The 14,410-nt window shown below is 63.0% G+C and carries 15 protein-coding genes; 11 read left to right on the top strand and 4 right to left on the bottom strand.

The features are described 5' to 3' along the window. Positions 1-170 precede the first annotated feature (170 nt). From B3M58_RS02960 to trpC, 9 genes are all read left to right on the top strand, one after another. Positions 171-1,319: an iron-containing alcohol dehydrogenase gene (locus B3M58_RS02960; protein WP_296217065.1), complete on the top strand. Its 1,149-nt coding sequence runs from the start codon at positions 171-173 to the stop codon at positions 1,317-1,319. Positions 1,320-1,396: 77 nt separating this feature from the next. Then, positions 1,397-2,776, top strand: a complete 1,380-nt coding sequence (locus B3M58_RS02955; protein ID WP_296217064.1) for a hypothetical protein — start codon at positions 1,397-1,399, stop codon at positions 2,774-2,776. A 62-nt stretch (positions 2,777-2,838) separates the two neighbouring features. After that, complete coding sequence (gene gabD, locus B3M58_RS02950; protein ID WP_296217063.1) at positions 2,839-4,299, top strand: NADP-dependent succinate-semialdehyde dehydrogenase; 1,461 nt, start codon at positions 2,839-2,841, stop codon at positions 4,297-4,299. 94 nt (positions 4,300-4,393) lie between these two features. Beyond that, positions 4,394-5,068, top strand: a complete 675-nt coding sequence (gene rpe, locus B3M58_RS02945) for a ribulose-phosphate 3-epimerase (protein ID WP_296217062.1) — start codon at positions 4,394-4,396, stop codon at positions 5,066-5,068. Then, a complete protein-coding gene (locus tag B3M58_RS02940; protein WP_296217061.1) occupies positions 5,065-5,754 on the top strand; it encodes a phosphoglycolate phosphatase in 690 nt (229 codons plus the stop codon). Before rpe ends, B3M58_RS02940 begins: the two co-directional genes overlap by 4 nt. A 248-nt stretch (positions 5,755-6,002) precedes the next feature. After that, the gene (gene trpE, locus B3M58_RS02935; protein WP_296217060.1) at positions 6,003-7,490 is read left to right on the top strand and encodes an anthranilate synthase component I; all 1,488 of its coding nucleotides are present in this window, start codon (positions 6,003-6,005) and stop codon (positions 7,488-7,490) included. Positions 7,491-7,513: 23 nt separating this feature from the next. Then, positions 7,514-8,110: an aminodeoxychorismate/anthranilate synthase component II gene (locus B3M58_RS02930; protein WP_296217059.1), complete on the top strand. Its 597-nt coding sequence runs from the start codon at positions 7,514-7,516 to the stop codon at positions 8,108-8,110. Continuing rightward, entirely contained in the window at positions 8,107-9,153 is a 1,047-nt protein-coding gene (gene trpD / locus B3M58_RS02925) for an anthranilate phosphoribosyltransferase (protein ID WP_296217058.1), read from the top strand. Before B3M58_RS02930 ends, trpD begins: the two co-directional genes overlap by 4 nt. Further along, positions 9,150-9,986 (top strand): indole-3-glycerol phosphate synthase TrpC, encoded by an 837-nt coding sequence (trpC, locus tag B3M58_RS02920; RefSeq protein ID WP_296217057.1) that lies wholly within the window; start codon positions 9,150-9,152, stop codon positions 9,984-9,986. Before trpD ends, trpC begins: the two co-directional genes overlap by 4 nt. Before the next feature lie 81 nt (positions 9,987-10,067). On the opposite strand, the gene crp is transcribed toward trpC, so the two are convergent. Then, positions 10,068-10,712 carry a cAMP-activated global transcriptional regulator CRP gene (crp, locus tag B3M58_RS02915; RefSeq protein WP_296217056.1) on the bottom strand — a complete coding sequence of 215 codons (645 nt, stop codon included), beginning with the start codon at positions 10,710-10,712 and terminating at the stop codon, positions 10,068-10,070. A gap of 246 nt (positions 10,713-10,958) precedes the next feature. Here crp and B3M58_RS02910 point away from each other — a divergent pair, with 246 nt between their 5' ends. Then, a complete protein-coding gene (locus B3M58_RS02910) occupies positions 10,959-11,381 on the top strand; it encodes an OsmC family protein (RefSeq protein WP_296217055.1) in 423 nt (140 codons plus the stop codon). 237 nt (positions 11,382-11,618) lie between these two features. Beyond that, entirely contained in the window at positions 11,619-12,413 is a 795-nt protein-coding gene (speD, locus tag B3M58_RS02905) for an adenosylmethionine decarboxylase (protein WP_296217054.1), read from the top strand. 61 nt (positions 12,414-12,474) lie between these two features. Here the strand turns inward: speD and coq7 are convergent, their stop codons facing one another. The 3 genes from coq7 to B3M58_RS02890 form a co-directional block, all read right to left on the bottom strand. Next, positions 12,475-13,122 carry a 2-polyprenyl-3-methyl-6-methoxy-1,4-benzoquinone monooxygenase gene (coq7, locus tag B3M58_RS02900; protein WP_296217053.1) on the bottom strand — a complete coding sequence of 216 codons (648 nt, stop codon included), beginning with the start codon at positions 13,120-13,122 and terminating at the stop codon, positions 12,475-12,477. A 66-nt stretch (positions 13,123-13,188) separates the two neighbouring features. Next, entirely contained in the window at positions 13,189-14,001 is an 813-nt protein-coding gene (locus B3M58_RS02895) for a formylglycine-generating enzyme family protein (RefSeq protein ID WP_296217052.1), read from the bottom strand. Continuing rightward, complete coding sequence (locus B3M58_RS02890; RefSeq protein WP_296217051.1) at positions 14,001-14,339, bottom strand: histidine triad nucleotide-binding protein; 339 nt, start codon at positions 14,337-14,339, stop codon at positions 14,001-14,003. Before B3M58_RS02890 ends, B3M58_RS02895 begins: the two co-directional genes overlap by 1 nt. Positions 14,340-14,410: the final 71 nt, after the last annotated feature.

Raw genomic sequence — 14,410 nt, 5'->3', positions numbered from 1 at the left:
CGAATCGATTTATGCGGGGTTGATTAATTTCCTAATCAATTGCCTGTGAGTCGGCGCTGGGTCAAATCGTCGCAGGCGCTCTGGCGCGGGGCTTTGCGCGAGCTGGCACAGCTTTCGCTATGGCTCGGCCTGATTCGTTTTGGCACAACAACGAGAAAAAGGCCCCGCTGATGAGTATTTCTGCATTCAAGATCGCCAACAAACTGATCACCGGCCGCGAGGCGGTCGAGCAGTTGGCGGTCGAACTGCCCCGTCTGAACATCACCAACCCGTTGATTGTCACCGATAGCATTCTGCTCAAGTCCGGCACTGTCGATCACGTGATCAAACAACTGGGCGAGCGCGCCTACGGCATTTTCGAGGGTGTCGAGCCCGAGCCGGAAATCGCCATCGTCGAAGCCTGCGCCAATGCCTATCGCACCGGTGGCCATGACGGTCTGATCGGCGTCGGTGGCGGCAGCGCCATCGATATCGCCAAGGCCGTGGCCGGCTACGTCGGTCATGACGGTGCCCTGGAAGAGCTGTTCGGCGTCGATCAGATCAAGCGCAAAGGGCCGCCGCTGATTGCCATCCCGACCACCGCCGGCACCGGCTCGGAAGTGACCAACGTGTCGATCCTCTCCGACAAGCAGGCGCAACTGAAAAAGGGCATCGTCAGCGACTACCTGTTGCCCGATGTGGCCCTGGTCAGCCCGCTGATGACCCTGACCTGCCCGCGCGGCGTGACCGCTGCCAGTGGCGTCGATGCATTGGTACACGCGGTGGAGTCCTATCTGTCGGTGAACGCCTCGCCGATCACCGACGCCCTGGCCATTGGCGCCATCAAGCTGATCGCCAAGGCGCTGCCCAAGGCCTATGCCAACCCGGCGGATCTGGTCGCTCGCGAAGACATGGCCACCGCCAGCCTGATGGCAGGCATGGCGTTCGGTAATGCCGGCGTGGGCGCCGTGCATGCGCTGGCTTATCCGCTGGGCGGTCGCTTCAACATCGCCCACGGCGTGAGTAATGCCTTGTTGCTGCCGTATGTAATGGCCTGGAACAAGCTGGCCTGCGTCGAGCGCATGGCCGAGATCGCTGCTGCTCTGGGCGTGCAGACCCATGGCCTGAGCGACAAGGCCGCCGCCGACCTGGCCGTCGAGGCCATGGCCGAGCTGTGCGCCAGCGTCGACATTCCCAAGGGCATGCGCAGCTTCGGCGTGCCGGAAGACGCCATCCCGGCCATGGCCGAGGAAGCCAGCAAGATCGATCGGCTGATGCGCAACAATCCGCGGCGCCTGACGGCTGGCGATATCGAACAGATCTACCGCGCTGCCTACTGATTACCGCAACGAAGATGAAAGGCCCCAGTGTGCTGGGGCCGGCTGAAATACAACTCTAATAAAGCTGGGTGACTCAAATGTCCGAACTGCATCAACAAGACCTTGGTGTGGAAGCCCCCTACTGGCCGGTGGGGCCATTCAAGGTGCGTCTGCCTTTCATTCATTACCGCTTCGAGATATCCGACTACATGCAGGGCCTGCTCATGTGTGCGGTGGACCTGGCGGCGATTCCGCTGATGACCGAATTTCTCGGCATGCCCTTCGAGGTGGCGCTGGCGGTGGTCATGCTCAACGGCCTGCTGTATCTGACCCACCACCTGCTGGGCGACCCGGTCGTTCCGGGTTGGATCACCCCGGCGATTCCTTTGCTGATGGCTTACTGCAGCCAGTTCCCGGAGGGCCCGGAGCGGGTGCATGCGCTAATTGCCTTCCAGTTGATGCTTGGAGTGTTCTCGATAGGCCTGGGCATGACGGGCATGGCGCGCAAGGTGGTGTCCCTGGTGCCCTCGGCGCTCAAGGCCGGCATCATCATGGGCGCCGGGCTCAGCGCGGTGGTGACGGTGTTCAAGGAAGGCGGTCGTTTCGACACCTTCCCCTGGACCATTTCGATCGCCATCGGCATCGCCTTCTACCTGGTGTTTTCCATCCACTTCCAGGACCTCAAGAAGCGCAATCGCTTCTGGTGGAACTTCGCCAAGCTGGGCATCTTCCCGATCATCCTGCTGGCGGTGATAGTCGCGCCGCTGTTCGGTGAGGCGCCTTGGCCGAACATCGAGTGGGGTTTCAGCCAGCCGGACTTCGTCACCCTGTGGAACGAGTACACCGTATTCGGCCTCGGCATGCCGCCACTGATGATGTTCGTCACCGCCATTCCCACCGTGTTCGCCGCCTATCTGGTGGTGTTCGGCGACGTGCTCGGCGCCAAGGCGATCCTGGGCGAAGCCGACCATGTACGGCGTGACGAGAAGGTCGACTTCAACCCCAACCGCTCGCACCTGATCTTCGGTGGGCGCAATGCCTTCATGAGCATCTTCGGGCCGGACGTGGCCATGTGTGGCCCGCAGTGGTCAGCCATGCAAGTGGTGATCACCGAACGCTTCAAGGGCGGCGCCAAGGCGATGAAATCCATCTACGGCGGCGTCGGCTCGTTCCGCTGGGGCACCAACACCGGCCTGCTGTTGTTGCCGGTGGTGACGCTGGTGCAGCCGATTCTCGGTGTTGCGCTGGCGCTGACCCTGCTGATCCAGGGCTACGTGAGCGTGCGCCTGGGCATCATGGAGGCACGCAGCCAGCGTGACCTGGGCATCGCCGGGGTGATCGGCGCGGTGCTGGCGATCAAGGGCGCCGGCTGGGCCTTCGCCATCGGCGTTGGCCTGTGCGCGCTGATCTATGGGGCACGGATGTTCCGCGGCGAGAACGACCAGACCTTCACCAAGGACTTGCCGCCCGCCGAGTGAGGCCTTTGCAATCCCTAATTCAGCCGAGGGGTAATCTCCTCCCTCGGCAGCAGGAGAAAATCATGCAACTGAACGATCCCGATCTGCTGCGCCATCAGGCCTATATCAACGGCCAATGGTGCGACGCCAGCAATGGCGATGTGACTGAAATCTTCAATCCTGCCAATGGCGAGTCGCTGGGCGTCGTGCCGAACATCGGTGGCGCGCAGACCCGTCAGGCCATCGAGGCGGCGCAGGCTGCCCAACCCGCCTGGCGTGCGTTGACGGCCAAGGAGCGCGCGGCGCGGCTGCGCAAATGGTACGAGCTGATGCTGGCCAATCAGGAAGATCTGGCGCGGATCATGACGGCCGAGCAGGGTAAGCCGCTGACCGAGGCGCGCGGTGAGGTGCTTTACGCGGCATCCTTCATCGAATGGTTCGCTGAGGAAGCCAAACGCGTCTACGGCGACACCATTCCCGGCCATCAGCCGGACAAGCGCTTGATCGTGACCAAGGAGCCCATTGGCGTGACCGCGGCGATCACGCCCTGGAACTTCCCGGCGGCGATGATCACCCGCAAGGCCGGTCCGGCGTTGGCCGCTGGCTGCGCCATGGTGCTCAAGCCGGCGCCGCAGACACCGTTCAGCGCGCTGGCGCTGGCCGTACTGGCTGAGCGCGCGGGAATTCCCGCCGGGCTGTTCAGCGTGCTGCCGTCTGACGCCGAGCGCTCCCGTGAAGTCGGTGCCGAGCTGTGCACTAACCCCATCGTGCGCAAGCTGTCGTTCACCGGTTCCACTGGTGTCGGCATCAAGCTGATGGAGCAATGCGCTCCGACCCTGAAGAAACTCTCGCTGGAGCTGGGCGGTAATGCGCCGTTCATCGTTTTCGAAGACGCCGATCTCGACGCAGCAGTCGAAGGCGCGCTGGTGGCCAAGTACCGCAATGCTGGGCAGACCTGCGTCTGCGCCAACCGCCTGTATGTGCATGAGGCCGTCTACGATGCCTTTGCCGAGAAGCTGGCTGCGGCCGTGGCCAAGCTCCGGGTCGGTCCTGGGGACGAGGCTGGCGTCGTCATTGGTCCGTTGATCGATGGCAACGCCATGGCCAAGGTGCAGGCGCATCTGGCCGATGCGCTGGAGAAGGGCGCCAAAGTGCTGCAGGGCGGCAAGGCGCATGAGCTGGGCGGGCACTTTTTCGAGCCGACGGTCATCATCGACGTCACCCCTGATATGCGCGTGGCCCGCGAAGAGACCTTCGGTCCCCTGGCGCCGCTGTTCCGCTTCAGCGACGAAGCCGAGGTGGTGCGTCAGGCCAATGACACCGAGTTTGGCCTGGCCTGCTACTTCTATACCCGCGATCTGGGCCGCACCTTCCGCGTGGCCGAAGCGCTGGAGTACGGCATGGTCGGTATCAATACCGGGCTGATCTCCAACGAAGTCGCGCCTTTTGGCGGCATGAAATCCTCTGGCCTGGGGCGCGAAGGTTCCAAGTACGGCCTGGATGAGTACCTGGAAATCAAATACCTCTGCCTAGGCGGTATCTGAGGCAGATTGGCGCGCCACCTTCAGGTGGCGCTGCCAGCCGGCGGCGTAATCGTTACAATGCGCGCCACCGTGATCCAGCCCTCAGAGGTGCGCCATGCAACCCTTCGCCATCGCTCCGTCGATCCTTTCCGCCGATTTCGCCCGCCTGGGCGAGGAAGTGGATAACGTGCTCGCCGCCGGCGCCGACATCGTTCACTTCGACGTGATGGATAACCACTACGTGCCCAACCTGACCATCGGCCCGATGGTCTGCGCGGCGCTGCGCAAATACGGCATCACCGCGCCGATCGACGCGCACCTGATGGTCAAGCCGGTGGACCGCATCATCGGCGACTTCATCGAGGCCGGCGCCAGCTACATCACCTTCCACCCGGAAGCCAGCGAGCACATTGACCGCTCCCTGCAACTGATCCGCGACGGCGGCTGCAAGGCCGGCCTGGTGTTCAACCCGGCCACCCCGCTGGACGTGCTCAAACACGTGCTGGACAAGGTCGACATGATCCTGCTGATGAGCGTCAACCCGGGGTTCGGCGGGCAGACATTCATTCCCCATACCCTCGACAAGCTGCGCGAAGCGCGCGCGCTGATCGATGCCAGCGGCCGGCAGATCCGCCTGGAAATCGATGGCGGGGTCAACGTCAAGAACATCCGCGAGATCGCCGCCGCCGGCGCCGACACCTTCGTCGCCGGCTCGGCGATCTTCAATCAGCCGGACTACCGGGCGGTGATCGACAGCATGCGTGCCGAGCTGGCGCAGGTGCGCGGGTGACGCGACTGCAGCAACTGTTCGGTGGCCAATTACCGCGCCTGGTGATGTTCGACCTGGACGGCACCCTGGTCGACTCGGTGCCGGATCTGGCCGCCGCGGTGGATAAAACCCTGCACGCGTTGGGGCGCCCGGCGGCCGGCATCGAGCGGGTCCGCGACTGGGTCGGCAATGGCGCCCGCGTGCTGGTGCGCCGCGCCCTGGCGGGCGATTTGCACCATGCGCACATCGGCGAAAGCGAGGCGAGCGCGGCGCTTGAGCTGTTTATGGCCGCCTACGCCGAGAGCCATGCGCTGACCCGCGTTTACCCCGGCGTGACGGAAACCCTCGACTGGTTGCGCGCGCGGGATATTGCCTTGGCCATCGTCACCAACAAGCCGCAGCGTTTCGTTGCGCCGCTGCTGGACGAGAAGGGCTTGTGCGGTTATTTCCGCTGGATTGTCGGCGGCGACACCCTGCCCCAGCAGAAGCCCGACCCGGCTGCGCTGCTGCATGTGCTCAAGCACGCCCAGGTGGCGCATCACCAGGCGCTGTTTATTGGCGATTCGCGCAGCGACGTGCTGGCCGCCAAGGCCGCCAACGTACCCTGCGTGGCGCTGAGCTACGGCTACAACCATGGTCGGCCAATCGCCGAGGAAGGGCCGGCACAGGTGCTGGACGATCTGCGCCAACTGCTGCTGCCGGGTTAGGCCCTGACAGCAGCGGAAAGCGCGACTGGTCGGGTTGATTCGGCTCGGCGGCTGCGCTAGTGTGCCGTGATCCAACTCCCCCGCCGAAGAGATCCCCGTGGTGGTTACCTGCAAACTCTGGCTCGCCCGAGCTGGGATGAAAATCATCAAGGCCCTGGCCCGTTGGCGCTGGCGCCTCTGACCTGATTCTGGCCGCCTAGTCGGCACGTTTGCACACAACCGTTTACCCTCAAGCCACGAGGCTGATCATGACCCGCGAAGAATTTCTGCGTTTGGCCGCTGCCGGCTATAACCGCATTCCGCTTGCTTACGAAACCCTGGCCGACTTCGATACGCCGCTGTCGATCTACCTGAAACTCGCCGACCAAGCCAACTCCTACCTGCTGGAGTCCGTGCAGGGCGGCGAGAAGTGGGGCCGTTATTCGATTATTGGCCTGCCTGCCCGCACGGTTCTGCGGGCATACGGCCACACGATCAGCGTGAGCGTCGACGGTACCGAAGTGGAGCGCCACGAGTGCGCTGATCCATTGGCGTTCGTCGAGCAATTCAAAGAACGCTATCAGGTGCCGACCCTGGCGGGGCTGCCACGTTTCAATGGTGGCCTGGTGGGTTACTTCGGTTACGACAGCGTGCGCTATGTCGAGCCGAAGCTGGCCGACGGAGTGAATCCCGACCCGCTGGGCACCCCGGACATTCTGTTGATGGTGTCGGACGCCGTGGTGGTGTTCGACAACCTGGCCGGCAAGATGCACGCCATCGTGCTGGCCGACCCGGCTGCAGCGGACGCTTTCGAGCAGGGCCAGGCGCGCCTGCAAGCCATCCTGCATCAGCTGCGTCAGCCGATTACCCCGCGTTTGGGCGTCGACCTGAATGCTCCGGCCGCCGCAGAACCGCTGTTTCGCTCCAGTTTCAGCCGTGACGACTACGAGCGCTCGGTCAAGGCGATCAAGGAATACATCCTCGCCGGCGACTGCATGCAGGTGGTGATTTCCCAGCGCATGTCGATCCCGTTCAAGGCCGCACCGATCGACCTGTACCGCGCGTTGCGCTGTATCAACCCGACGCCCTACATGTACTTCTTCAACTTCGGCGATTTCCACGTGGTCGGCAGCTCGCCGGAAGTGCTGGTGCGCGTCGAAGACAACCTGATCACCGTACGCCCGATTGCCGGCACCCGCCCGCGCGGCGCCAACGAAGAAGCCGACCAGGCCCTGGAAGAAGACCTGCTGTCGGATGCCAAGGAAGTCGCCGAGCACCTGATGTTGATCGACCTGGGCCGCAACGACACCGGGCGTGTGTCGGAAATCGGCTCGGTGAAACTCACCGAAAAGATGGTCATCGAGCGCTATTCCAACGTCATGCATATCGTCTCCAACGTCACCGGTCAGCTGAAGAGCGGCCTCACGGCGATGGATGCATTGCGGGCGATTCTGCCGGCCGGCACCCTGTCCGGTGCGCCGAAGATTCGCGCGATGGAAATCATCGACGAGCTGGAGCCGGTCAAGCGAGGCGTTTATGGCGGCGCCGTCGGTTACCTGGCGTGGAACGGCAACATGGACACCGCCATCGCGATTCGCACCGCGGTGATCAAGGACGGCGAACTGCACGTGCAGGCTGGCGCCGGTATCGTCGCCGACTCGGTGCCGGCGCTGGAATGGGAAGAGACGCTGAACAAGCGCCGCGCCATGTTCCGCGCCGTGGCCCTCGCCGAACAGACCGCCACGCCCGACGCCTGAGCCGACTGCCAAGGAGCATCGACATGCTGCTAATGATTGATAACTACGATTCCTTTACCTACAACGTGGTGCAGTACCTCGGCGAGTTGGGCGCGGACGTCAAGGTGATCCGCAACGACGAACTCAGCGTTGCCGACATCGCGGCGTTGCAGCCCGAGCGCATCGTCGTCTCGCCCGGCCCCTGCACGCCGACCGAGGCCGGGGTGTCGCTTGAAGTGATTGCCCATTTCGCCGGCAAACTGCCGATTCTCGGAGTCTGCCTGGGCCACCAGAGCATTGGCCAGGCCTTCGGCGGCGATGTGGTGCGCGCGCGCCAGGTGATGCACGGCAAGACCAGCCCGGTGTTCCATGAAGACCTCGGCGTGTTTGCCGGCTTGAACAAACCGTTGACGGTGACCCGCTACCATTCCCTGGTGGTCAAACGCGACACCTTGCCGGACTGCCTGGAAATCACCGCCTGGACCCAGCTGGAAGACGGCTCGGTCGATGAAATCATGGGCCTGCGGCACAAAACCCTGAACATCGAAGGCGTACAGTTCCACCCCGAATCGATTCTCACGGAACAGGGCCACGAGCTCTTTGCCAATTTCCTCAAGCAACAGGGAGGTGTGCGCGCATGAATATCAAAGACGCACTGAACCGTATCGTCGCGCAGCTCGACCTCAGCACTGAGGAAATGCAGGACGTGATGCGCGAGATCATGACCGGACAATGCACCGACGCGCAGATCGGCGCGTTCCTCATGGGCTTGCGCATGAAGAGCGAGACCATCGACGAAATCACCGGCGCGGCGAAGCTGATGCGCGAGCTGGCCTCGCCGGTGCAGATCAACGCCGAGCATCTGGTCGATACCTGCGGCACCGGCGGCGACGGCATGAACATCTTCAACGTCTCCACCGCGGCCGCCTTCGTGGTGGCGGCGGCAGGTGGTCGCGTGGCCAAGCATGGCAACCGCGCGGTGTCCGGCAAGAGCGGCAGTGCCGACCTGCTGGAAGCGGCGGGCGTTTACCTCAATCTGCAACCCGAACAGGTCGCGCGTTGCGTGGAATCGGTGGGCGTGGGCTTTATGTTCGCCCCGGCCCACCATGGCGCGATGAAGCATGCCATCGGCCCGCGCCGCGAGCTGGGCCTGCGCACCATCTTCAATATGCTCGGCCCGATGACCAACCCGGCCGGGGTCAAACATCAGGTGATCGGCGTGTTCAGCCAGGCGCTGTGCCGGCCGATGGCCGAAGTGTTGCAGCGCCTGGGCAGCCAGCACGTGCTGGTGGTGCATGCGCAGGATGGCCTCGACGAGATCAGCCTGGCGGCGCCGACCTTTATCGCCGAGCTGAAAGACGGCGTGGTCAGCGAATACCGTATCCAGCCGGAAGATTTCGGCATCAAGAGCCAGAGCCTGATCGGCCTGACCGTGGACGATGCGCAGCAATCGCTGGCGTTGATTCGCGACGCGCTGGGCCGGCGCAAGACCGACGCTGGGCAGAAAGCCTCCGACATGATCGTCTTGAATGCCGGCGCTGCGCTGTATGCCGCGGATATCGCCAGTAGTCTCAAGGAAGGCGTGCAGCTCGCGCATGACGCGCTGTTCAGCGGCATGGCCCGCGAACGCCTGGAAGAACTGGTGTCCTTTACTGCGGTGTTCAGACAGGAGAATGAAGGATGAGCCTGCCAACCGTTCTGGAAAAAATTCTGGCGCGCAAGGTCGAGGAAGTCGCGGCGCGTCGTGCCGTGGTCAGCCTCGCCGAGGTCGAGCGCGAGGCCCGTGTCGCCGATGCCCCGCGTGGCTTCGCCCAGGCGCTGCTGGCGCAAGCCAAGCGCAAGCAACCGGCGGTGATCGCCGAAATCAAGAAGGCCTCGCCGAGCAAGGGCGTGCTGCGTGAAGACTTCGTGCCGGCGGCCATCGCCCAAAGCTACCAGGCGGGCGGCGCGACGTGTCTGTCGGTGCTGACCGATGTGGATTTCTTCCAGGGCGCGGACCGCTACCTGCAAGAGGCGCGTAACGCCTGTTCGCTGCCGGTGATCCGCAAGGATTTCATGATCGATCCGTATCAGATCGTCGAAGCCCGTGCGCTGGGCGCCGACTGCGTGCTGTTGATCGTCTCGGCGCTGTCCGATGCGCAGATGGCCGAGCTGGCGGCCACCGCCAAGGCCTTCGACCTCGACGTGCTGGTCGAGGTGCACGATGGCGCTGAGCTGGAGCGCGCGCTGAATACCCTGGACACGCCGCTGCTGGGGATCAACAACCGCAGCCTGCACAGTTTCGAGGTCAGCCTGGAAACCACTCTCGACCTGCTGCCACGGATTCCCCGCGACCGCCTGGTGGTGACCGAAAGTGGCATCCTCAACCGTGCCGATGTCGAATTGATGGAGATCAGCGAGGTCTACGCCTTCCTGGTCGGTGAGGCCTTTATGCGCGCAGAGAGCCCCGGCGCCGAGCTGGAGCGGCTGTTTTTCCCGGAGCGCAAGCGGGTGATCGCCAGTCCCGATGTCGACTGAGGTGCGCGGCTAACCGCGGCCGCAACACTCGCAGACAACAAAAAGCCGGCGCATGCGCCGGCTTTTTGTTGTCTGCTGAGCTCAGCGGGTGCCGAATACCACCATGGTTTTGCCTTTCACGTTCACCAGGCCTTGTTCCTCCAGGGCCTTGAGCACGCGGCCGACCATCTCCCGCGAGCAGCCGACGATGCGGCCGATTTCCTGGCGGGTGATCTTGATCTGCATGCCGTCGGGGTGGGTCATGGCGTCCGGCTGTTTGCACAGGTCGAGCAAGGTGCGCGCGACGCGGCCGGTGACATCCAGGAACGCCAGGTCGCCGACCTTGCGCGTGGTGTTGCGCAGGCGTTCGGCCATCTGGCTGCCGAGTGCGTAGAGAATGTCCGGGTCTTGGTGGGTCAGTTCGCGGAATTTGGCGTAGCTGAGTTCCGCCACTTCGCATTCGGTCTTGGCGCGCACCCAGGCGCTACGTTCTTTCTCGGTGCCTTCCTTTTCGAACAGGCCCATTTCGCCGAAGAAGTCGCCGGAGTTGAGGTAGGCGATGATCATTTCGCGGCCATCGTCGTCTTCGATCAGGATGGTGACCGAACCTTTGACGATGAAGAACAGGGTTTCGCAGCGATCGCCCGCATAGATGATGGTGCTTTTCGCCGTGTAACGGCGGCGGTGACAATGCGCGAGGAGTTTGTCGAGATTCTTGATTTTAGGTGTAAGGGTTATCGCAACCATGCCCGAGTCCCGAATATAAAATAAAGGTAAGCCTTTGTCCGACAGGCAATTTTTTATTAGTTATTTTAGTTATCCGGCCAAGTGTGCCAGTAATCCGACGCCAGCTTAACAGACGTCCCATAACCTGGACCGATTTTGCGACACAGCTAACATCTGGCCGGGGAACTCTTGCGCTGGCGGCGGTATGCCGGGCGGCGAAAAGCGCTGTGATAAGCTGCGTCCCTTTTTAACAGCGGAGGCTTGGTAATGAAAGCGCGCATTCAGTGGGCGGGCGAAGCCCTGTTTCTCGGCGAATCCGGTAGCGGCCACGTGGTGGTCATGGATGGTCCGCCGGAGAGCGGCGGGCGCAATCTGGGTGTGCGCCCGATGGAGATGCTGCTGATCGGTTTAGGCGGTTGCAGCAACTTCGATGTGGTCAGCATCCTGAAAAAATCCCGACAGGCGGTCGAGAGTTGCGAAGCCTTCCTCGAGGCCGAACGCGCCGATGAAGACCCCAAGGTGTTCACCAAGATCCACCTGCATTTCGTGGTCAAGGGCCGCGGCCTGAAGGAGGCGCAGGTCAAGCGTGCTGTGGAATTGTCGGCGGAGAAGTATTGCTCGGCGTCGATCATGCTCGGCCGTGCCGGCGTCGACATCAGCCACGACTATGAAATCGTCGAGTTGGGCTGAGGGCCGCAAGCCGCCGCTGACATCCTTTTATCACCTGTACGCGGCAAACTCTGGCAGCGGGCAGCCGTGGTCGGCATAATGCGCGCCTTTTTCAGGGGCGCAGTGCCGCCTCGCACCACACAACCAAAATCGCCATCGCGAAGAGGTGTTAACCGTCCTACGCAGCTGCGTCGTTCGCAGTTGACGGGCATGCTCGACCACGCGGCTGCGCCGCTTATATAAAGAGAGTTTCCAACGGTGAAAAGCAAACTCAAGCTCCACGGGTTCAATAACCTGACCAAGACCTTGAGCTTCAACATCTATGACATCTGCTACGCGGAAACGCCGGAAGACCAGCAGGCCTACGTGCAGTACATCGACGAAGAGTACGATGCCGAGCGCCTGACGCAGATTCTCACGGATGTCGTCGACATTATCGGTGCCAATATCCTCAACATTGCCCGCCAGGATTACGATCCGCAGGGCGCCAGCGTGACCATTCTGATTTCTGAACAGCCGGTGGAGCCGACGGAAAGCCAGATCGAGGAATCGCCCGGTCCGTTGCCCGAGACCATTCTCGCGCACCTGGATAAAAGCCATATCACCGTGCACACCTACCCGGAAATCCATCCGGTGGAAGGCATTGCGACGTTCCGCGTGGACATCGACGTGTCGACCTGCGGGGTGATCTCGCCGTTGAAGGCGCTGAACTACCTGATCCATCAGTTCGATTCGGACATCGTCACCGTCGATTACCGCGTGCGCGGTTTCACCCGTGACGTGGAAGGTAAAAAGCACTTCATCGACCACGAGATCAACTCGATCCAGAACTACCTCTCCGATGACACGCAGGCGGCGTACCAGATGACCGACGTCAACGTGTACCAGGAGAACCTGTTCCACACCAAGATGCTGCTCAAGGACTTCGAGCTGGATAACTACCTGTTCGGCGATGCCACCAGCAGCCTGACGGCCGAGCAGCGTCAGCAGGTGGAGGAGCGTGTGCGGCACGAGATGCTGGAGATTTTCTACGCGCGCAACATGCCGCGCTAAGCGGGTTTGTCGTAGAAACATCAAGGGCGCCGATTGGCGCCCTTTTGGTTTGGCTTATCCGTTACAGGCGGTAGCTGCTTTTGGTCATCAGCTTGGAGACCAAGGTCATGCCGAATTTCACCGGCGCGGGGAAGCGCAGGCCGCCGGCTTCCAGGGCGCTGGTGGCGTGCTGTGCCTCGTCGCTGCGCATCTGCTTGAGGATCGCGCGGGATTTCTCGTCTTCGGCCGGAATCTGTTCTAGGTGCTCGTCGAGGTGTTTGACCACTTGATCCTCGGTGGCGGCGACAAAGCCCAGGCTGACCTTGTCGCTGATCAGGCCGGCGACTGCGCCGACGCCGAAGGACAGGCCGTAGAACAGTGGGTTGAGCACGCTGGGATGGCTACCGAGCTGGCGAATACGCTGCTCGCACCAGGCCAGGTGGTCGATTTCCTCGTCGGCGGCATGCTCCATGGCGGCGCGCACGTGCGGCAGCTTGGCGGTCAGCGCCTGGCCTTGATAGAGCGCCTGGGCGCAGACCTCGCCGGTGTGGTTGATGCGCATCAGTCCGGCGATGTGCCGTGCTTGCTGGTCATCCAGTTCGGCTTCCGGCTGCACGATGGCCGGCGATGGCCGGCTGGGCTGGCCACTGAAGGGCAGCAGGGTGCGCAAAGCCGCATCGGCTTGCAGCAACAGACGGTCGACGGGTGAGTAGTGACGTTCATTGGCCATGGGGTACCTCCGGCTGAACAACGGCGCCCAGTTTACTGCAATCGTGGCGGGTCGGCTTGATCGAGATCAGGGCAGCTCGCGCACCACGCGCAAACCCAGGGCGTAATCGGTGTGTTGCGGTTGTTTAAGGTCGCGCTGGCTGCTGCGCAGGTAGCTCGGCCCGCTGTTCCAGGCGCCGCCGCGGATCACCCGCGGGCTTTGCTCGAGCAGCCCGGCGGCCTGTTGCTCGCTGCCGTCGAACGGGTTGGCGAAGCGCGAGGCAGTCCATTCCCAGACGTTGCCCGCCGTGTCGTACAGGCCAAAGGCATTGGCCGCGAATTGCCCGACCAACGCACTTTTGTGCTGAATCAGGCGTGGGCTGCCGCAGCCACGGCAATGCGCGCGCGGCTGGCTCGGCGGGCTGTCGAGTTGCGCGCCCCACCAGTAATACTCCGCGCTCCCGGCGCGTGCGGCGTATTCCCATTCGGCTTCGCTGGGCAGGCGATAGCGCTGACCGCTGGCCTTCGACAACCAGTGGGTATACGCCAGCGCCTGGTGCCAGGACACGTGGATCACCGGGCGCTGCGACGACAGCCCCCAGCCTTCGTTGTCCGGCATCGGCGTGCCGCTGGCGTCGGCATAGTGTTGCCAGTCGGCGAAGGTCACTTCGTAACGGCCGATGGCGAAGGGCTGGGCAATCTCGATCGGCCGCAGCGGCCGCTCGTTGTGGTTGCCACGGCCGCTGCTGTCGCCGAGCAGGAAGCGCCCGGCCGGCACCACGACCAATTCCGGGCCATGCGCGCCGCCGGGCAGGTTGTCGCGAAACACCGTGCCGGCTTGCTGGGCCTGCGCCGGCAGCGCCAGGGCGAGCAGGATGGCGAGGCCGAACGACCTGAGCATCAGCCCGGCGGCCAATGCATCTGGCGCTGGCCGAGCACGTGCATGTGGATGTGGTACACGGTTTGCCCGCCCTGCTCGTTGCAGTTCATCACCACCCGGAAACCCTCGTCGCAGCCTTGCTCCGTGGCCAGACGTTGGGCGGTGAGAAGGATGTGCCCGGCGAGGGCCTTGTCGTCCTCGGTCAGGTGATTGAGGGTGCTGATGTGCTTTTTCGGGATCACCAGAAAATGCACCGGGGCTTGCGGGCCGATATCGTGAAAAGCGATCACCTGATCGTCTTCATAAAGCTTGCGCGCGGGAATGTCCCCGGCGACGATCTTGCAGAACAGACAGTCCATGGACAGTCTCCCGGCCTGTTGAAAGAGGCCCGAGTTTAACGGCGAGTGTTGGTCCCGGCCAGATGGCCGCC

The organism is Pseudomonas sp. UBA2684, from assembly GCA_002354655.1.
Lineage (GTDB): Bacteria > Pseudomonadota > Gammaproteobacteria > Pseudomonadales > Pseudomonadaceae > Aquipseudomonas.
This window is presented reverse-complemented; position numbering and strand designations above follow the sequence as displayed.